At 55.8% G+C, this 15259-nt stretch carries 15 protein-coding genes; 3 read left to right on the top strand and 12 right to left on the bottom strand.

Annotated features, from left to right (window positions below):
- Window positions 1-401 precede the first annotated feature (401 nt).
- Together IB241_RS17230 and IB241_RS17225 are read left to right on the top strand one after the other, a co-directional pair.
- Window positions 402-803: a hypothetical protein gene (locus tag IB241_RS17230; protein WP_154972615.1), complete on the top strand. Its 402-nt coding sequence runs from the start codon at window positions 402-404 to the stop codon at window positions 801-803.
- 77 nt (window positions 804-880) lie between these two features.
- A complete protein-coding gene (locus tag IB241_RS17225; protein ID WP_122868601.1) occupies window positions 881-1249 on the top strand; it encodes a histone-like nucleoid-structuring protein, MvaT/MvaU family in 369 nt (122 codons plus the stop codon).
- A gap of 118 nt (window positions 1250-1367) precedes the next feature.
- Here the strand turns inward: IB241_RS17225 and IB241_RS17220 are convergent, their stop codons facing one another.
- Complete coding sequence (locus tag IB241_RS17220; RefSeq protein ID WP_154972614.1) at window positions 1368-2117, bottom strand: FRG domain-containing protein; 750 nt, start codon at window positions 2115-2117, stop codon at window positions 1368-1370.
- A gap of 242 nt (window positions 2118-2359) precedes the next feature.
- Between IB241_RS17220 and IB241_RS27540 the strand changes: the two genes are divergently transcribed.
- Entirely contained in the window at window positions 2360-2563 is a 204-nt protein-coding gene (locus IB241_RS27540; RefSeq protein WP_225595554.1) for a hypothetical protein, read from the top strand.
- Between the two features lie 498 nt (window positions 2564-3061).
- Here the strand turns inward: IB241_RS27540 and IB241_RS17215 are convergent, their stop codons facing one another.
- The 11 genes from IB241_RS17215 to IB241_RS17165 form a co-directional block, all read right to left on the bottom strand.
- Complete coding sequence (locus IB241_RS17215) at window positions 3062-3664, bottom strand: hypothetical protein (RefSeq protein ID WP_191626834.1); 603 nt, start codon at window positions 3662-3664, stop codon at window positions 3062-3064.
- 15 nt (window positions 3665-3679) lie between these two features.
- On the bottom strand, window positions 3680-3997 hold the full coding sequence (locus IB241_RS17210; RefSeq protein ID WP_225595553.1) for a hypothetical protein: 318 nt from the start codon (window positions 3995-3997) through the stop codon (window positions 3680-3682).
- A 227-nt stretch (window positions 3998-4224) separates the two neighbouring features.
- On the bottom strand, window positions 4225-5256 hold the full coding sequence (locus tag IB241_RS17205; RefSeq protein WP_154972613.1) for a site-specific integrase: 1032 nt from the start codon (window positions 5254-5256) through the stop codon (window positions 4225-4227).
- A 375-nt stretch (window positions 5257-5631) separates the two neighbouring features.
- Window positions 5632-6072, bottom strand: a complete 441-nt coding sequence (locus tag IB241_RS17200) for a TetR family transcriptional regulator (RefSeq protein WP_154972612.1) — start codon at window positions 6070-6072, stop codon at window positions 5632-5634.
- Window positions 6069-7949, bottom strand: a complete 1881-nt coding sequence (locus IB241_RS17195; protein WP_192299449.1) for an integrase — start codon at window positions 7947-7949, stop codon at window positions 6069-6071. Before IB241_RS17195 ends, IB241_RS17200 begins: the two co-directional genes overlap by 4 nt.
- Window positions 7946-9625 (bottom strand): hypothetical protein, encoded by a 1680-nt coding sequence (locus IB241_RS17190; RefSeq protein WP_191960024.1) that lies wholly within the window; start codon window positions 9623-9625, stop codon window positions 7946-7948. The genes IB241_RS17195 and IB241_RS17190 overlap by 4 nt, the downstream gene beginning before the upstream one ends.
- Window positions 9625-10770 (bottom strand): tyrosine-type recombinase/integrase, encoded by a 1146-nt coding sequence (locus IB241_RS17185; protein ID WP_191960025.1) that lies wholly within the window; start codon window positions 10768-10770, stop codon window positions 9625-9627. The genes IB241_RS17190 and IB241_RS17185 overlap by 1 nt, the downstream gene beginning before the upstream one ends.
- Window positions 10771-10911: 141 nt before the next feature.
- On the bottom strand, window positions 10912-12072 hold the full coding sequence (locus IB241_RS17180) for a DUF4350 domain-containing protein (RefSeq protein WP_192299448.1): 1161 nt from the start codon (window positions 12070-12072) through the stop codon (window positions 10912-10914).
- Window positions 12069-13598: a DUF4129 domain-containing protein gene (locus IB241_RS17175; RefSeq protein ID WP_192299447.1), complete on the bottom strand. Its 1530-nt coding sequence runs from the start codon at window positions 13596-13598 to the stop codon at window positions 12069-12071. The genes IB241_RS17180 and IB241_RS17175 overlap by 4 nt, the downstream gene beginning before the upstream one ends.
- Window positions 13585-14565 (bottom strand): stage II sporulation protein M, encoded by a 981-nt coding sequence (locus IB241_RS17170; protein ID WP_192299446.1) that lies wholly within the window; start codon window positions 14563-14565, stop codon window positions 13585-13587. The genes IB241_RS17175 and IB241_RS17170 overlap by 14 nt, the downstream gene beginning before the upstream one ends.
- Window positions 14562-15254 (bottom strand): RDD family protein, encoded by a 693-nt coding sequence (locus IB241_RS17165; RefSeq protein WP_192299445.1) that lies wholly within the window; start codon window positions 15252-15254, stop codon window positions 14562-14564. The genes IB241_RS17170 and IB241_RS17165 overlap by 4 nt, the downstream gene beginning before the upstream one ends.
- Between the last annotated feature and the right edge of the window lie 5 nt (window positions 15255-15259).

Below are 15259 nucleotides of genomic sequence, written 5' to 3'. Positions count from 1 at the left end.
GCGATCTCGAGCTTTTCGACGATGGCCGTCTTGTCGAAGTCCATGGCTTTAAGCTCTCTAATGACGTCCGCATTTCGAGGTCGCGTGGGCGGTCGCGGCAGGGAGGTTCACCTTCGCGGCTGTGAGGTACGATAGATTATTATGCGAACGAGGGGGCTAAGGTGGCGCAGGTCATCACAGTAAACGCCCGGCTGCGTAGGCGTATTTGATCCTTTCAAAAGGCTCTGATCGATCAGGCAGGGTCACGTGGGACGGAAGTGTCCAGCTTTTGAGGCATCCGGAGGCGGATGATATCGGCAACGTGACGCTCCCGGAACTTCCCCATCACGCGCTGCTTGATGCCCGCATCTTAGCCGACCTTTATCGTCGAATTACTGACGGTTCGAATCGAGGCACTGAACATGGCTGATGATCTTCGTACGCGTGAGTCTGTTAGGCGCAAAGCCCTCTGGACACTTTTGCACCTGGTGCCGGGCGACCCACAAGCTGTCGCTATTTTGAATGTGCTTGACGACATTGAAGACCAAGAGCGCGTTAACTTAAACCAGAGTCATCCACATCTCGATATTGATGCTGTCCGCAAAGCAGTCCTGATTGAGCGCCACAGTTCCGGTATCAACATCGTTGACGAGGCCAGTATTCCACAGCCGTGGCGTGAGCGTTTTCTACAAGCGAGCATCGGCTCGACGCGCTTGGTCGATGGCCCGTACGCCCATGACTGGGACAAATTTCTGACTCAATGGCAGGCTGAAATGAAGCACTTGGATGCTCACATCTCTGCAAGGCGTGAGCGTCAGCGTTAAGCGTCGGAGGGCACCTTCGATTGTCTACTTTGGACAGTGCTGACTATACTGGCAACACTAAATATCTGAGGTGTTACATGTCCCGTCTCGCTGAATTCCGCGCGCTTGAACAGCAGCTTGCTGCCCAATTGGCAGAGCTTGAAACACTGAAAAACGATGATGGCCTGAAGCGTGAGATCGAGTTCGAGAAGAAGCTCCGCGATCTTCTGGGCGAGTATGGCTACAGCCTGCGCAACATCGTCGCGATTCTCGATCCGCAATCTTCTAGCCGCCGCGCTCCTGCAGTCGCTGAGACCAAGGGTGTCCGCAAGGCTCGCGCCGTCAAGGTTTACAAGAACCCTCACTCAGGTGAAGTGGTTGAGACCAAGGGTGGCAATCACAAAGTGCTGAAGGAATGGAAAGCCGAACATGGCTCCGATACGGTCGAGAGCTGGCTGGCCCAGTAAAATCTGTTGAGTACAAATGGAGGGCCCTGCGGGGCCCTTCTTTATGGGGATAGGAAATGCTTCAGCGCTTGAGTTGGCAAGGAGCTTCAGGACTGCAGTCGACTACTACTACTTCCGATCATCTCCTTTCGGAGTACATAGAGAGGATTGCCCTTACCTCTGCTGACTTCGCGTTGCCTTGAAGTCCAGGGTAAATTCTTGAATGGCTAAGCCCCATAGCATCAAGATCCGCCATCGCGAAACCCGACTCACTCACCGGGACGAGGTATTTTTTCAACCCCCATTCATCCCCTTCGCATTGGGCTACATAGTCCTCAATCGAACGAGCAGGGCTTTTCAAGTGAGTAAATCTGCCATGTTGGTTTCGGATGCGCTCGTTTCCGAAACTTGGGACTTTTACAATCGCGCATCCATTGCTGTCCTCCCATATGTGATGTGTCGAGTCCAATACCCAAATCGCCACATTAGACTCTATTGGCTTGCCGTGTCTAATGTGTCCGCTAAAGGCAAAGAAAGCTGCTACGTAGGGGCTCTCGCTCCAGTCCAATAGCCGCGTAGGTAGCCCGTTATGTTGGCCTAAACTTAGCATCATCAGTCGGTCATTTCGAACGTCTACAGGAAGGTCTTCAAGTTCACACTCCCGAATAAATCCATCCAAAACTCTCTCTGCAACTGCGACTTTATTAGCTCGCAGACCGTTGTAGTCTTCAAACCAGCGGTCAAAAGTAGATGCTAGCTTCCAGCTTTCGCCGCCTTGTCCTCGAAACAGAAATTGGCCTTTTTGGAAGGTGCCTAGCGGAAACAAATCACCAATTATCTTATTTTTGAAATCAGACCAGCCTGAGCATTCCACTGTTGTTACTATCATTTCAATCCTTGAAGAATGGTGTCGGAGCGATGAAGGTAGCCAAGTGACAATCCCCTGTCCATAACCGAATGGATCAACGACGCAAGCGGAGCGCGCAGGCGTGCGGTGTGGAAGCTCGAAGGGCCGAGACGCTGGCTTTGCCAAGGCTCGGTTTACGACAACCTTTCCCCTTAGGGGCACGCATAACATCGCTGCAGTGAAACGCACAATCGACGAGCTTTCGTGGAGAAAATCCGATAGGGATGACGGACGATGACGACACAGTTTATTGCGACATTCAAATGCCCTTGGCGCAGGGCAGAGAGCTTCTGAAGTTGGTGAACACACTCAGGGAGTCGAAAGCCTACCCGACCTTAGATAGAGTCTTTGAGCGCATGCAGGATGAGCTCAGCACCTCAATCGATATCATCGAGAACCCACCGAGCTGGGGGCCATGGCGTCAGTGAATAGACCTCCATTGAGCAGCATTTTAACATTTCTGAACCCCTGTGAATGGGCTGTGGCTGCAAGCAGGTTGCCTGCTCACTGCCGTTATTTTTGAACCAGGTCTTTGTATAACTCTCGCGCCGCAAGGATCTGATCCCTGATTTCCTCGGGGTGAATGCGCATGCCACCGCGAGGCGTTACCTGAAGCGTCTTTAGGCGGTTCGCAGCTTTAATGAACTCACGTTCTTCCGCCTGAATCCACGCGGGGCGCTTGTCTTTCCAAAATAGCCAACCCATTTGCCCGGCCTCATCTTTGATCGGATGCTCAGCAGTATGTGGGAGCGGTAGCCAATGTCCAAGCAAGAAGGTGAGTCGGATCGCTCTGCAAGCGGAGCGCGCAGACCATGATGGTCGAAGAGCGTAAGGATGGAAGCCCGAAGGGCTGAGGCCCAGCGTAGCGGGGCTCGGTTTACGACAGCCGCTCCCGAAGGGATACGCCCGACCGCCTTGATTAAAGTTTACCGAAAAGCCCGTTGATCAAATGACCGAGGCATTACGCCCTGCGCGCAAAGATCGTATGTCCCGCGCAATGCCACCTCGTCACCAGACGACACCCTGGCATGGGTAAAAATTGTCGACAGAAAGCGTTTCCTTTCGCCGTTCCCGAGCTCAGACCAAATCCTTGGCTGCCCTTGTGCATCAGGGATCGCCAGCCGGTTGAGGAGATACTCTTCCAGGCTGTGAAGCCGTTGCTCTCCATCGACCAGAATCTCGCTGTTCTCCGCCAATGCCCTGCCAGTGCTCGCAGGCTCGCACCAGTCGTTTGTAAGATAGCTTCCCAGGTCTAGCCCCGCCCAAACAGCGGTAATGAAACGAGCCTGCTGGCCGACGTTCCACTGCACGCAGCGCGCCCATGTTGGTACGGGTGTGCCCATGACAAATCGTGCAGCCCATGGAAACCTATCGCGAGCGGAGGAGGGGTCTACCAAATACTTTTCCCAGTGACCTACCAGAACATCAATTGGGTAATGACTGACGGTTGTAGCCAGAACCCGCAGCGGCATCTGGATGCGTAATTCAGACGGTTCGTCGTCGGCATAGCGTTGAAAAATAGAAGTCATGGTACTCACTGGTGGCTACAAATAGGTGGAGGTGCTGGAGTCAAAACGGGCGCATCGCCAAGCGTCGACAGTCGCGATGATCAACACCTCTCGTTCGATGGAAATGTCGATCTGGTCGCTGTCGACCAGTGCATGTGCGTAGCCCTCTACATAAGCTGCTGCTTTATCAAATGCAGAAAGGGTTTCTGAAGACTTGATGACGCGGATCAGACGTTGCCAGGCATTGCGCTGGCGGTTGCCCAGGATCGTCTTGGGAAACGAAATGGCGGCACCCAAACGCTGTGCGTAGTCGTCGGTTGGTGGGATCAAAGCGATTCGCTCGAAGGGATACATACCTATGACAAACGGTTGGTTTTAGAAAACCTTGAGCCTGATGCGACATTTTTTTGCAGGCGGGGGGGCATCCAAGCCAAGTCTGATCACTAAAAGCAAGCGGAGCGCGCAGGCGTGAGGATGGAAGCCCGGCAGGGCCAGGACAACGGCGAGTATCGCCGGGCCTGGTTCACGACAGCCGGCCCGCTAGGGCACGGCATAAATTAAACGTGGCCCCTGCCAAATCATCACTTCTGAGTGCTTGATTTCGGAATGCGCAGATACTTCATCGTCATCCCGCTAACCTGATGTCCCATGTTTTGCGCTATCCGCTCGCGAATATGTTTCGCAGCAACGTGGAGCATGGATTGGCGAATGGAGGATGCACGCCTCTGAGATGGATTAGCTATGGCCTCTCGCAGATAGACTCCAATAATCCGATGCATTTGCTCGAGCGACATAGGGACATTGCTGTCTTTCGGAGAAGGAAAGAGGTAACCGATTGGAGGAATCTTCGCTTGGCGCACGTACTGATCAATAAGGGTACTGAATACGGGAGGCATAAATAGCTGACCACTACGACTGCGCGTTTTAAAATTCTTGATCCGTAGGAGAGAGTGCTGGTCAGTAGTGTAAACGTCATGAGCTTTCACGTTTAACAGTTCAAGCGGGCGAATACCTTGCAGCAAACCCAGGCACAAACATTGGTCATGAAGACTACCCTTGCGCTCTACAACCTCCCAAAAGCTTTTCAGTTCTTCTTGGCTGATGGGATCTGCTGGTGGCTTCAGAAGCTCTGCACTCAGATCGTCGCGTAAGTGTGCGGGACGCTTCGACTTCCCCTGATTGGCAGCCACAGCCAGGTCATTGGCTGGCCCTGTGATTAACTCAAAGACGGACTGAGAAGCGAGAGTACCGGCCTGTTGTGAGCGTGAAGTCTGGAACACGGTAAGCTCGTGTAGGGGCAGCAAACTTACCAAGTGGTTGACGTCGCGCTCGCTCATGTCAGTTACTTTCTTCGACTGACAGAAATCGGTAATAGAGTTACTGATCCCGTCCCTGACTTCATCCTGAGTAGGCACGGCGACAGTCTTGGCGTGCTCATTAGCCGATTTTTGCAGATCATGAAGATCCTGATAGCCAAGACCCTTCGAGAGGATTTCTTGCGAGGATGCGAGGGATAGGGAAAAAGTGCTCCGCCAATTGCGCTGGAGCTTTTTGGCGATACGGTTGAAGCCGTATTTGACACGAAGGTCGGCAAGAGAGATTGGTACGCGCATAGCATCCTCCAATTCGCCAGCGGTGTCGGCTGCCCTCTGACTATTGTCGGAATGCATGTGAAGCAGAAGAGGTGAAGCACCCTGTGGCTATACCGCCTTGGCGAACCGACCGCCCGATCTCGACTAGGGAACCGAGGCGGTCAAGTTAGCATATTCGTAGCGCTTGTCTATTGGATCAAATGGACAACCTAGATGCGTCCACGTGACTGATAAGGCAAGCGGAGCGCGCAGAGCATGAGGATGGAAGCCCGCAGGGCTAAGACTCGTCGTAGACAGCGTTGGTTAACGACAGCCGTCCGATCAGGGGTATGCCACGGCAACAGTAGCTTCGATGACTATTCGGATTCGTTTGATGTCAATGAACGGAGGACTTCGTCAGATGCGAGATTTATCCATGCGGGTGGACGAAACCAGTTCAACCACGTTTCGCTCTTTCACCTTAGCCTTTAGGGTATCGTTCTCGTACAGCAGCACCTCATTGATGGATGCGAGTCTGGCGAGCTTGGCCTGAAGCTCCTCAATCTCATGACGGTAGCCCTTAGACTTCTGACGCTCGGCAATCAGATCCTGATGTTTTACATCTCGCATGGCACGACTAGATCGCCCCTGGATCTGTCGTATCTCCTCAGCGATTGCTGGGTAATGATTATGGATGAGCGCCGTCGATACTCCGGCCTCACGGGCCACAGCGGCGATGGTCACCTTAGTTTCACCGGTACGAGCCCGACCTTTTTGGATGGCATAGATGGCTAGCTTCAGATCCTTCGCTCGATCCTCAGCAGGCTTGTAATTGGATGATTTATCCTTGCTCTTCATGCACTCAGATCCTCAGGAGGTATACCCAGTTGTACTAACACCTCCCGGCAGCGGTTCAGGTCGCGCTCCACGCGTAGCCGACCTCCTTCACCAATGTCCTTGCAGAGCAGCAGCTCTTTCAGATCATCGTAGAGTCGCTGGTAGATGGGGGCGTGGATACTCCCGATCACCGAGTGGTCGCAGCCAGTGCAGCGGGTGCGTTCAAGGGTATTGCCAACGCAGCCGTCATTGTCCGCTGTACACCAGGCGTGGCCATTGCTGCGTATGGCTGTACTCCCGGAAATGGATTTCAGCATAGAGGCGCGATCTTTGAAGATCAGCAGGTTCTCCGGCTCCCGCTTCCACCCCTTGATGGAGCGTCCATAGCCTCCTGCCAACGATTCATCGCCCATCCAGTTGTCGACGACGCCGAGTTTGATGTCCTCCAGCTCATCTTGGATTTCCGAGTACAGTTCAAGATCCAGATGCTGTCCCCAGCTGTCGTCCATGGCGTAACCAAGTGTCATGTCCAGTGACCAGTGCGCGTAATGCTCCTTGAGGTAGCGTAGGTCGCCGAAGCGGCTGTGCGCTGCATAATTGGCGAATTTACGCCGGAATTGGTGGCTGGCGAGCTTCCAGTTAAATCCGCAATCTGTGGCGAAATCTCTAAGGTAGCCGTTCCAGCTATCAGTGCTCAGTGTTCGAACGGTGTTGTCATTTTTCGTCGGTAGACCCAGAAAAAGGGAATGAGCGTGCTTTTTCGCTTCTGTAATTTGCGGATCTTGCGTGTTGATGCGGCGACGATGATTTATTTCGGCGGCTATCTTCGCTTGGTACGGCGCTGCCCAGTGTTCCATGACGCGAATAGCGCGCACAGCGGCCTCCGGGATCATCCAGTCATGCATTCCCTCATCTGTCTTCTCTGACTTAGAACGCATCCAGTGATAGATCGTCCCCTCATCGTCTTCGGTGCGGTGATGAGCACCGGATTGCAGGTTGGCCAGCTCATGGTTACGACAACCAGATGTGCTTGCCAAGACGATGTAGCAGGCGGTGCGCAGGCTTATTAGTGACCTATTGAATTTCCTCAAGCCGCCTTTCCAGCCCATAGAGTTCAAGTACCGGGTTTTGGCATCGTAGATACCTCTATCACTCAGACTTTTATGCTTTTCTGCGGTAGTTTGGAGGCCATCCCGCAGTTCGAACATCGACATGCCACGCTCCACTTGCTGGTGAGCCTGTTCGAATAAGGTGCAAAAAATGTCATCAGGGATCAAAGGAGTTCCAGCTCCGGGTATAAACCCGATCCTTCCAGCTATTGCTCTTGAGGACGAGTCCGGCCACGGGTGCTGTAGAATTTTATCATCAGTGAATTGGCTGAGCTCGTAGATCGTCTCCACCGCATCAAAGCGAGCCTGCAAAGCTCGCTTTGACAGCGGCTTTTTCTTGTAAATTTGCATATGGGCCCTGCAGGCCGCGACATAAGTAGCCGCAATCGTGGGGCTTACTGCACCTAAGTGATCAAGCTTTAAAGCTTCTAAGTGCCGTAGGAACGGTGATGAACCATTGAAAAGATCGGTTATCGTCGATCCCTTAGGCCGCTCAGACCCGCTACGACCTCGTCTTAGATAACGATAAAACATTGCCTTCACAACGGCGCGGAATGCTGGTGGCACTGAGCTGAAAGTGATTCGTCTCTGTTGAAACGAAACATTGTTGGGAAAACCGGTAAGCTGCCAGATATCGTCACCGTATCTGCTGACAATGACCCAGTGTCCATCCACCAGGGTGGTGGCAACGATCAATTTGTCACGCTCTGCGTTGGAAAGCCCACGTATATCGTCAGGCTGAGAGGTGATGTCCGGCCAGGGTATTTCTTCTGAGATGTTGTCGCTCATGAAAATACCTCCAGGCTGGAAATGATATCTACTGACCAGAACGGGTGTGGTTGGGTACGAGCGCGCTCACGGGCGGCTTCCACGGTTGCAGCCTTAAAGGTGCCACGGCGCAGTCCCTCAGCTACGATGTAACGGTCAACTAGGCGAGGGATGTGCGCGAGTTCACGTGCCCAGCGCCGCTTGTCCATGCGGGTGCGCTCACTCAACACTCGGAAGTAGAAGCTGAACAGCTTGTAGAGGTCTTCGGCGGTCACCGCGTAGTGCTTACAGCGCAGGCAGTTCATGAAATTCATGCACGTCGCTCCCTCACGTTTCGGGGCGAACTGGCCGTTGACAGGATCTCCGCAGCGGCCCAATGGACTTTCTTTGTAGGTTGCCCCAATAGTCGCGGTTAGCAGCTCATCCACCAATAACTCACCCATGAACCGCCAGTTTCGACGGGCATCTTCACTGGGTGCTAGGTAGTTTTGGTCGGCTACTCGCGGAGTGTTACCAAGAGCATACGCAGTGGTTGCGAGATCTCCATTGGTTAGCTCAAAGATGCGGTTTGCAAAGGTCTTCCGCAGTCTGGAAATGTTAATACGCAGAGGCTTTCCATCGCAGTCCTTCAGATCATATTCGGCGACAAGCTTACCAATACCGCGATGCAGCATTGCCATCTGCAGTCCCGTAACGTGTTGCCCTGTTTTAGAAGTCCGGCTCCGGTACAGCCATACACGCCCTTTGATATCGTCAGGGGCCTCTGAATCCAACGACTCGGTTAATGCCATGACTCGCCGAATCAGTAGTTCCACGTTGACTCTGACGCTAGGCATTGCCTCCAGCATACGCTCAGCTTTTGATTGGGCTCGCAGTGCTACCTTGTTGGTGTTGTAGCCACGCCGCTTCCATAGCACCAGGAAGACGGTGCCGTCTTTTGGATGTGGACGCAAGCAATTGCGATCCATCTCTAGCAACGGAGTAGCATTCCGTCCTGTGTGAAGTGCTACGACTAGCACCGCATAGATCAACAGGTCGCTGGTTGGCGTTATGCCGTCACTCCATATCGGCTTAATGGCCTGCCGCAATGCAGCTGTAAACTCTTTTCGCTCACGCTTGGATAGAGCTGTCTCGCCTTTGGTCTTGCGGTTGGAGTTTGGAAATGGATTGCGCGGAAAGGTGGCATCATCACCAGACACTACTAATGGAAAAATGCCGCGTCTCCCGATGGCAAGAAGCACCGGCTTGGTCTGCGTGTAGTAAGACTTCTGCCCAGTGCTAGTAAGATCTTGGTCAGAAATATGCCTAAGAAAACCGTCGATTAGGTTTCGATTTATGTCGTTCAGCGTCAACTCACGCTCGATAGCAAGCGCCAGGAGCGCACAGTAATTCAGAAAGCGAGCTAGCCCATTTGTGCAGTAAGTCACGATAGTTGAAGTAGAAAGGTTGCCATCCTGCCCTGCTAGGAAACGTTCAATTTGACGTTGACAGACGTAGGTGATCGCATCAAATCCAGAACCGTACCACCGTGCAAAATCGAAGTTCCGGCTGGTGGTCGAGTTGGGCCCGAACGTGATTAGCGTGATCGCTGGAGGGATGGCCTCAGGGAGAATGACTACATGACCTGCCGCGTCGATCTTGTGCTCGACTTGGGGGACGCTGAGGTCAGTTTTGGTAAATACCTTCCTCCTACCCATCAGAGTTCTTCCGTCACTTCGTTCAACTCGTCGTCATACGCCAGCACCGCTTCGTCCGCCAATTCATTAATCAGGTGCAGGTACACCATTGTGGTCTGAGCAGAGCTGTGGCCAAGCTGCCGCTGAAGGAATACTAGGGGATCAAGGCCTTTCTGTGGGTTGCGTTGGAGGTTCACTAGGGTGTGAGTCGCGTAAGTGTGTCGCAGCATGTGCGAATGGACTTCGATACCAACCCGTTTCCCAGTCTTGACAATGATCCGATTCAGGCTTTTTCCGGAGCTCCCGTAAGGCTCCCCAAAATGATTGAGGAGGAGTGCCTTCTGACTTTTACCCAAAGACGCGCGCTCGCCACGCAGTTTGGTCACATAGCGGTAGAGTTCGGCCATAAGCTTACGACTCATCCAGATATCTCGCTCTTTGCTGCCTTTGGTTTCCATACCAGAGCCGTCGACAGGATCAAGTCGAATGCGGAGATTGCGTTCGGTTCCTCCAGCCTTATCAGGGTCGAAAACATACGCCACCGGGAAAGTCGCCAGTTCGTTACGGCGCAAGCCTGTGCGCAGTGCCAATTGAATCATGATTCGGTGGTGTGGATTCTCCGCTTTGGTGAGAAGCGACTTGGTCTGGGACATGCTTAGGAACTTGGGAAGAGGCTTGTGACGACGCGGCATTACATCGTTTGCCAAGGCTTTGCCGCCACTGGCATCAACATGCTCAAGGAGGCTCGTGTCGCGCGGAACGGTGCGTTCTTCGTGACCAAACGGTAGGCGCCTCACCCAGCCTTTATCCAAAGCGAATTCGTAGAACTCGCAGATGTACGTCAGTCGTTGACGGGTAGTGTTGCGCGCCAGTTCGCACGTCACTAGGCAGTAGTCCCTGTAAGCAGCCACGAGGCTTTTGGCCTCACCACGGTCTACGTCTCGCCAATCAAGATCGTGGGCTTGTAGGAAGCTGAAGTAGTCGTACAGCGCTCGCCCTGTACTCGGCCAAGATTCCTTGGAGCCGATGTCTCCGCGAAGGAGGTAGTAGCGGAAGAATTGATTGGCTTGGCTGCAGCTCTCCATGGAGTCCCACAGCAGAATCGGAAACCCTTGGTAAGGTTGTCCAGCTATCATGAAATCCTTCGTGCCCCACACAAGCTCCATCTTTCATCCTGTCGTCGACCAATCAATCTGTGGCTCTGTCTACGTGGACTGTGTGACGGCTTCTAGAGCAAAGCCCCCCACTCCCCATCCTGCAGAGCTAAGATTGTAATCACATAGATCTAACGATGGCAACGCTCCGGATCATAGGGCGTTCCTGAGGGTTTGCAGGCTGGCCACCTGACGGCTGAAATCGGCGCTGGTGAGCCGTTTTGCCGGGAGGGGGCCGAGGGCCTGGCTGATGACGTGAGAAGGTTGGCGCGTCAGGTGTTCGAGCACCTGCTGCTGTTCTGCGGAGTCGAGGTGTTCAAAACCTGGGTGACGCCGCCTTGCGGCGCGCAGGATGTCGCGCTGCAACGCACGCAGCAAAGCACCCTGGCCGCCGCGGCGGAGCAGGAAGTCGGCGCTCGCGTTCAGGTGTTCTTGCAGTTGCCGGCGTGCCTTGGGGGCCGGCGCTTGTATCGGACCTTGGCGCATGCCGACGTGCCAGAGTGCCAGGGCGAGCAGCGCAGCGAGCGCGACCAACGCCTGGGGGAAGTAGCGGAGCAACAGGGTGAACAGGTTGTCCACGTCGCTGTTGAACAGCAGGGTCACCGCGGTGCCTTGGTTGAGATACCACAGCAGCCAAGCGTTGTCGTACTTGCCGATGTTCGGGTTTTTCCACAGGTCACTGTCAGTGATCACCGTCACACGACCATGCCCGAGATTGAGTTGCATCAGGTGGCTGGACTGGGCGCTATTGGCAGAAAACTGTGCCAGATGCTTGGGGTCGGTGAGGTTGAAGTCGGTATCGAAACTGAAATAGGCCGGTGCGGTTTCGTTGTCGACATAGAGCTTGGTCAGGTCTGGCGATTTCTGTTTTCGCGCAGGTATGGGCTCGTCAGGTTCGTCGCTCAATGCCTGGTGAATCTGCAGGTGATCCAGCAGCAAGTCGCCGCTGTTGCCGGTTTCTTCATCCCAGAGCGCTTCAGCCACCAATAGCAGATGGCCGCCGGACCTGGCCCAGTCCAACAGCTGCTCGGCCTGGCGTGGTGTCATGTTGCTGCGCTCGCCCAGCAACAGCAGGCTGTTGTTTTTGGCTGGCAGGGTCTTCAGCCTCTCAAGGCTATTGGCGTGTTCGACGCCCAGGCCTTGCTGGCGTAAAAAGTGTTCCGCTGCCAGGTAGGGGTTGGCTGCGGCCTCGGGTGAGGGGCCGCGGTCTATGACTTCATCGTAGGGGATCGCTTTGTTTCCGACATAGACAAGGCCTGCCCCCAGCAGGCACGTCAGCAGCGCTACGATGACCCACAATAAAGTCCGTTTCATCGGGCTGCCCCCGCGTTGAACAAGGTGCGCCAATCACTGCACAGTTGCTGTTGAGCCTGGGCCGGGGGCAAGCGGTGGCCGTAGGCGAGGTTTTGCCAGTGCCGGGTCAGCTCATCGCTGAATGCCAGCAAGTGCGGCTGTTGCAGACGATGGATGCGTTCCAGGACCTGGCCTTCCGTATCGGCGCTTTTCAGTGGCAGGTTGAAGTCATGCAGCAACCGGCTAAGCAAACCTCGATAGAGCAGGCCGAGTGCTTCCCGTGGCTGTGTGGGCCAAAGTTGCTCGGCCGTGCTGGCGATGTCGTCGGGCAAGGTCTCGACGCCCAGTTCCAGGCCGAACAGTTGCGTGGGTATCGGTTTGGCGGGTTTTGATTGGCGTGAGCGGCGCCGGCTGACAAAGGCGTGCAGCCAATCGCGATAGCGCCAGATGAGCAGGGCAATACCGGCGGCCAACAGGCTCCACAGCAGCACTTCCATGCCCAAGGCGACGTGTTTGAGGGTATCGCCGTTGAGGTTGTCCAGCCATGCCCGCAACCAGGCCGGCAGTTTGCCGTCGCCGTGTGCCTTGCTCTTAGTGGCGGGTTTCTCATCGCCGAAACGATAGCGCGTGACGGTTTCCGGATTTTTGAACGGTGGCTTCTCCAGCAATGTCTTGATCGACTGGCTGGCGGCCTGGGTTGTCACTGGTTTGGGCGGGGAGACGTCCTCGGCCATGGCGGGGCGGCTGAATGGGCTCAGGGCCAGCACCGTCACCAGTACCAACAACGGCACTACGCTGCTCAGGCGTTCGCGCAGGCGGCGGAATACCAGCTCCAGGTCCCAAGCCTCCAGCACGGTACGGCGGTTGAGGTACAGGCTGAAGCCGCACGCGACATACATCGGTTCCCAGAACACCAGGATCAGGGCATAGAAGGCATTGCCCAGGTGTTCCAGCCAGAGCCCCTCGGAACCCGTGGCCAGTGCCATTCGCTGCCAGTCCCAATCCAGTTCGAGCTGCTGGGGGATGAGTAGATAGAACAGGGCCATGCAGCCGAACCACAGGCCTATTTCCAGATGCACCCCAATAATGGTCAGCCAGCGTCCGGCCCAGGCGCTGCGTTGCTGCAAGACGCCCAGGCGTTTTTGGCGGTCGGGACCATCCAGGCCTTCGAGTTGACTGACCGGCATCAAAAAGCTGCGACTCAGGCTGAGTCGCCGCCAGGTCAGGCTGGCCAATAGCTGGCCTTTGAGCAGTCGCGGCCATTGGCTGACGGCCTGCCTGGCGCTGGGTGTCTCTGCGAACAGGGCTTTCGACAAGATATACAGCGGCAGACGATCAAAGGCCGGCTTCAGCCACCAGAACACCAACACAGCCGTGGAGGGATACTTCCAGAACAGTGCGGTCAGCAACGCGAAAACCGGCAAGGTCACCATCGCCCAACTGCCCATCAGCAGCCAGCGATGTTCCTGGGCCATCCGTACTCCAAGGTCCATGGCTTCCCATGGTGTGCGGGGGCGGATCACCACGCTGGCATTACTCAGGCGCATGGCGAGTCCGTCCGGCAAAGATCAGGTAAGCGGCCACCAGCAACCAGAGCAGGGTGCCCACCAGGTATTTGAGCCATGGCGCAACGCTGGTGGTGGAAGACCAATAGGCTTCGATGAACGCGGCGATCAGCAGGAACACCATCACGCCGCACAGCATCTGCACGCTTTGATGCGCCGCCAGCCGCAGGGATTCGCCTCGCGTCAGTTGACCCGGGGCGATCAATGCCCAGCCCAGTTGCAGCCCCGCCGCGCCGGCCAGGGCGATGGCGCTGAGTTCGAAGGCGCCATGACCGATCACAAAGGACCAGAACGTCTGGCCAAAGCCTATTTCGGTGAGGTGGCCGGAGATCGCACCGATGATCAGGCCGTTGAAGATCAGGAAGAACACACTGCCCAGCCCCAGCAACAAACCGGCGGCGAAGGTCTGGAACGCGATACCGATGTTATGCATCACGTAGTAGCCAAACATCATCCAGTCCTCGCTGGAAGCACGTTCGGCCGCGCGCCCGAGGCGGCTGGCCTCGGGGTTGTACATGCTGTGCATCTCGGCTACCTGCTGGGGGCCGACGATGCTGTAGATCAGGTCGGGAAACAGGTACACCAGCAGTGCTACACCGGCCAGGCTGCCGAAGAACAGCAGGCTGGCAACCAATACAAAGCGCCACTGCGCGCGAACCAGGCGTGGGAAGTCGGCCAGGATAAAACTCAGGACCTTTGCGCCCAATTGGCTGCGATGGCGGTAGAGCTGTTGATGGCCACGCAAGGCCAGTTGTTGCAGGGGGTCCACCAGATAACTGCTGTAGCCGCGCTCCTGAGCCAGGGCGAGGTGTTGGCACAGGCGCCGATACTGGTGGGGGAAGTCGGTCACGTCAGCGGCCTTGGCCTTGCCTTGTTCCAGCTGGGTCAGTTGTTCGGCGAAGGCATGCCATTGCGGCTGGTAACGGCTTTCGAACAGGCTCTGTTTCATGTTGGCCCCAACAGGCCGCGAGCCACGCCGTTGAGTTGTTCGGCGGCACGTGCCGGCGACACTTGCAGGGGCGTGGCGAGAATGGAGGCCAGTTCGTGGACCCGCTCGGCCGACAACTCACCCTGGCGTTCGGCAAAGCCAAGGATGGCGCGTTGCTCGCTGAGGTCCAAGGCAAAGGGCAGGCGCAAGGCCGCAGCCGCGGGGACATTGGGACGGGGCAGGGGATGCTCGCGGTAGATCACCAGCGTACCGGCGGCGAGGTCGCCGAGTCGTTTGAAATGGGGGTGCTGCAGGCAACTGATGGCCCCGAGAAAGTAGCCGAAAGGCAGCATGTCGACAAAGCGCAGCAGGTTGCGGATCAACGAGGCGGACCAGCCGATGGGCGTGCCGTCATCCTGTACCACGCGCAAGCCCATCACCTGCTTGCCGGGGGAGCAGCCCTGGTTGAGCACTTCGAACAGCACCATGTACCACCAGCTGACCAGGAACAGCAGCAGCGAACCGATGCCGATGCCGATATTGCCGAGCAGCGCCAGGGGCACGACGAGGATTCCCATGACCAGCCCACGCAGGCCCAGGTCGAACCCGAAGGCCAATGCACGGGGTACCAGGCCGGCTGGGCGCAACGGCAGGTCGATGCCTTCCGGGGTCTCGATCTGGTAACGGGTGTCCAATGGGGCTGATGGCATCGCGA

The sequence above is a fragment of the Pseudomonas sp. PDM05 genome (genome assembly GCF_014851685.1).
Lineage (GTDB): Bacteria > Pseudomonadota > Gammaproteobacteria > Pseudomonadales > Pseudomonadaceae > Aquipseudomonas.
Note: the sequence above shows the minus strand (reverse complement) of the source record. Positions and strands in the feature narration are given on the sequence as shown.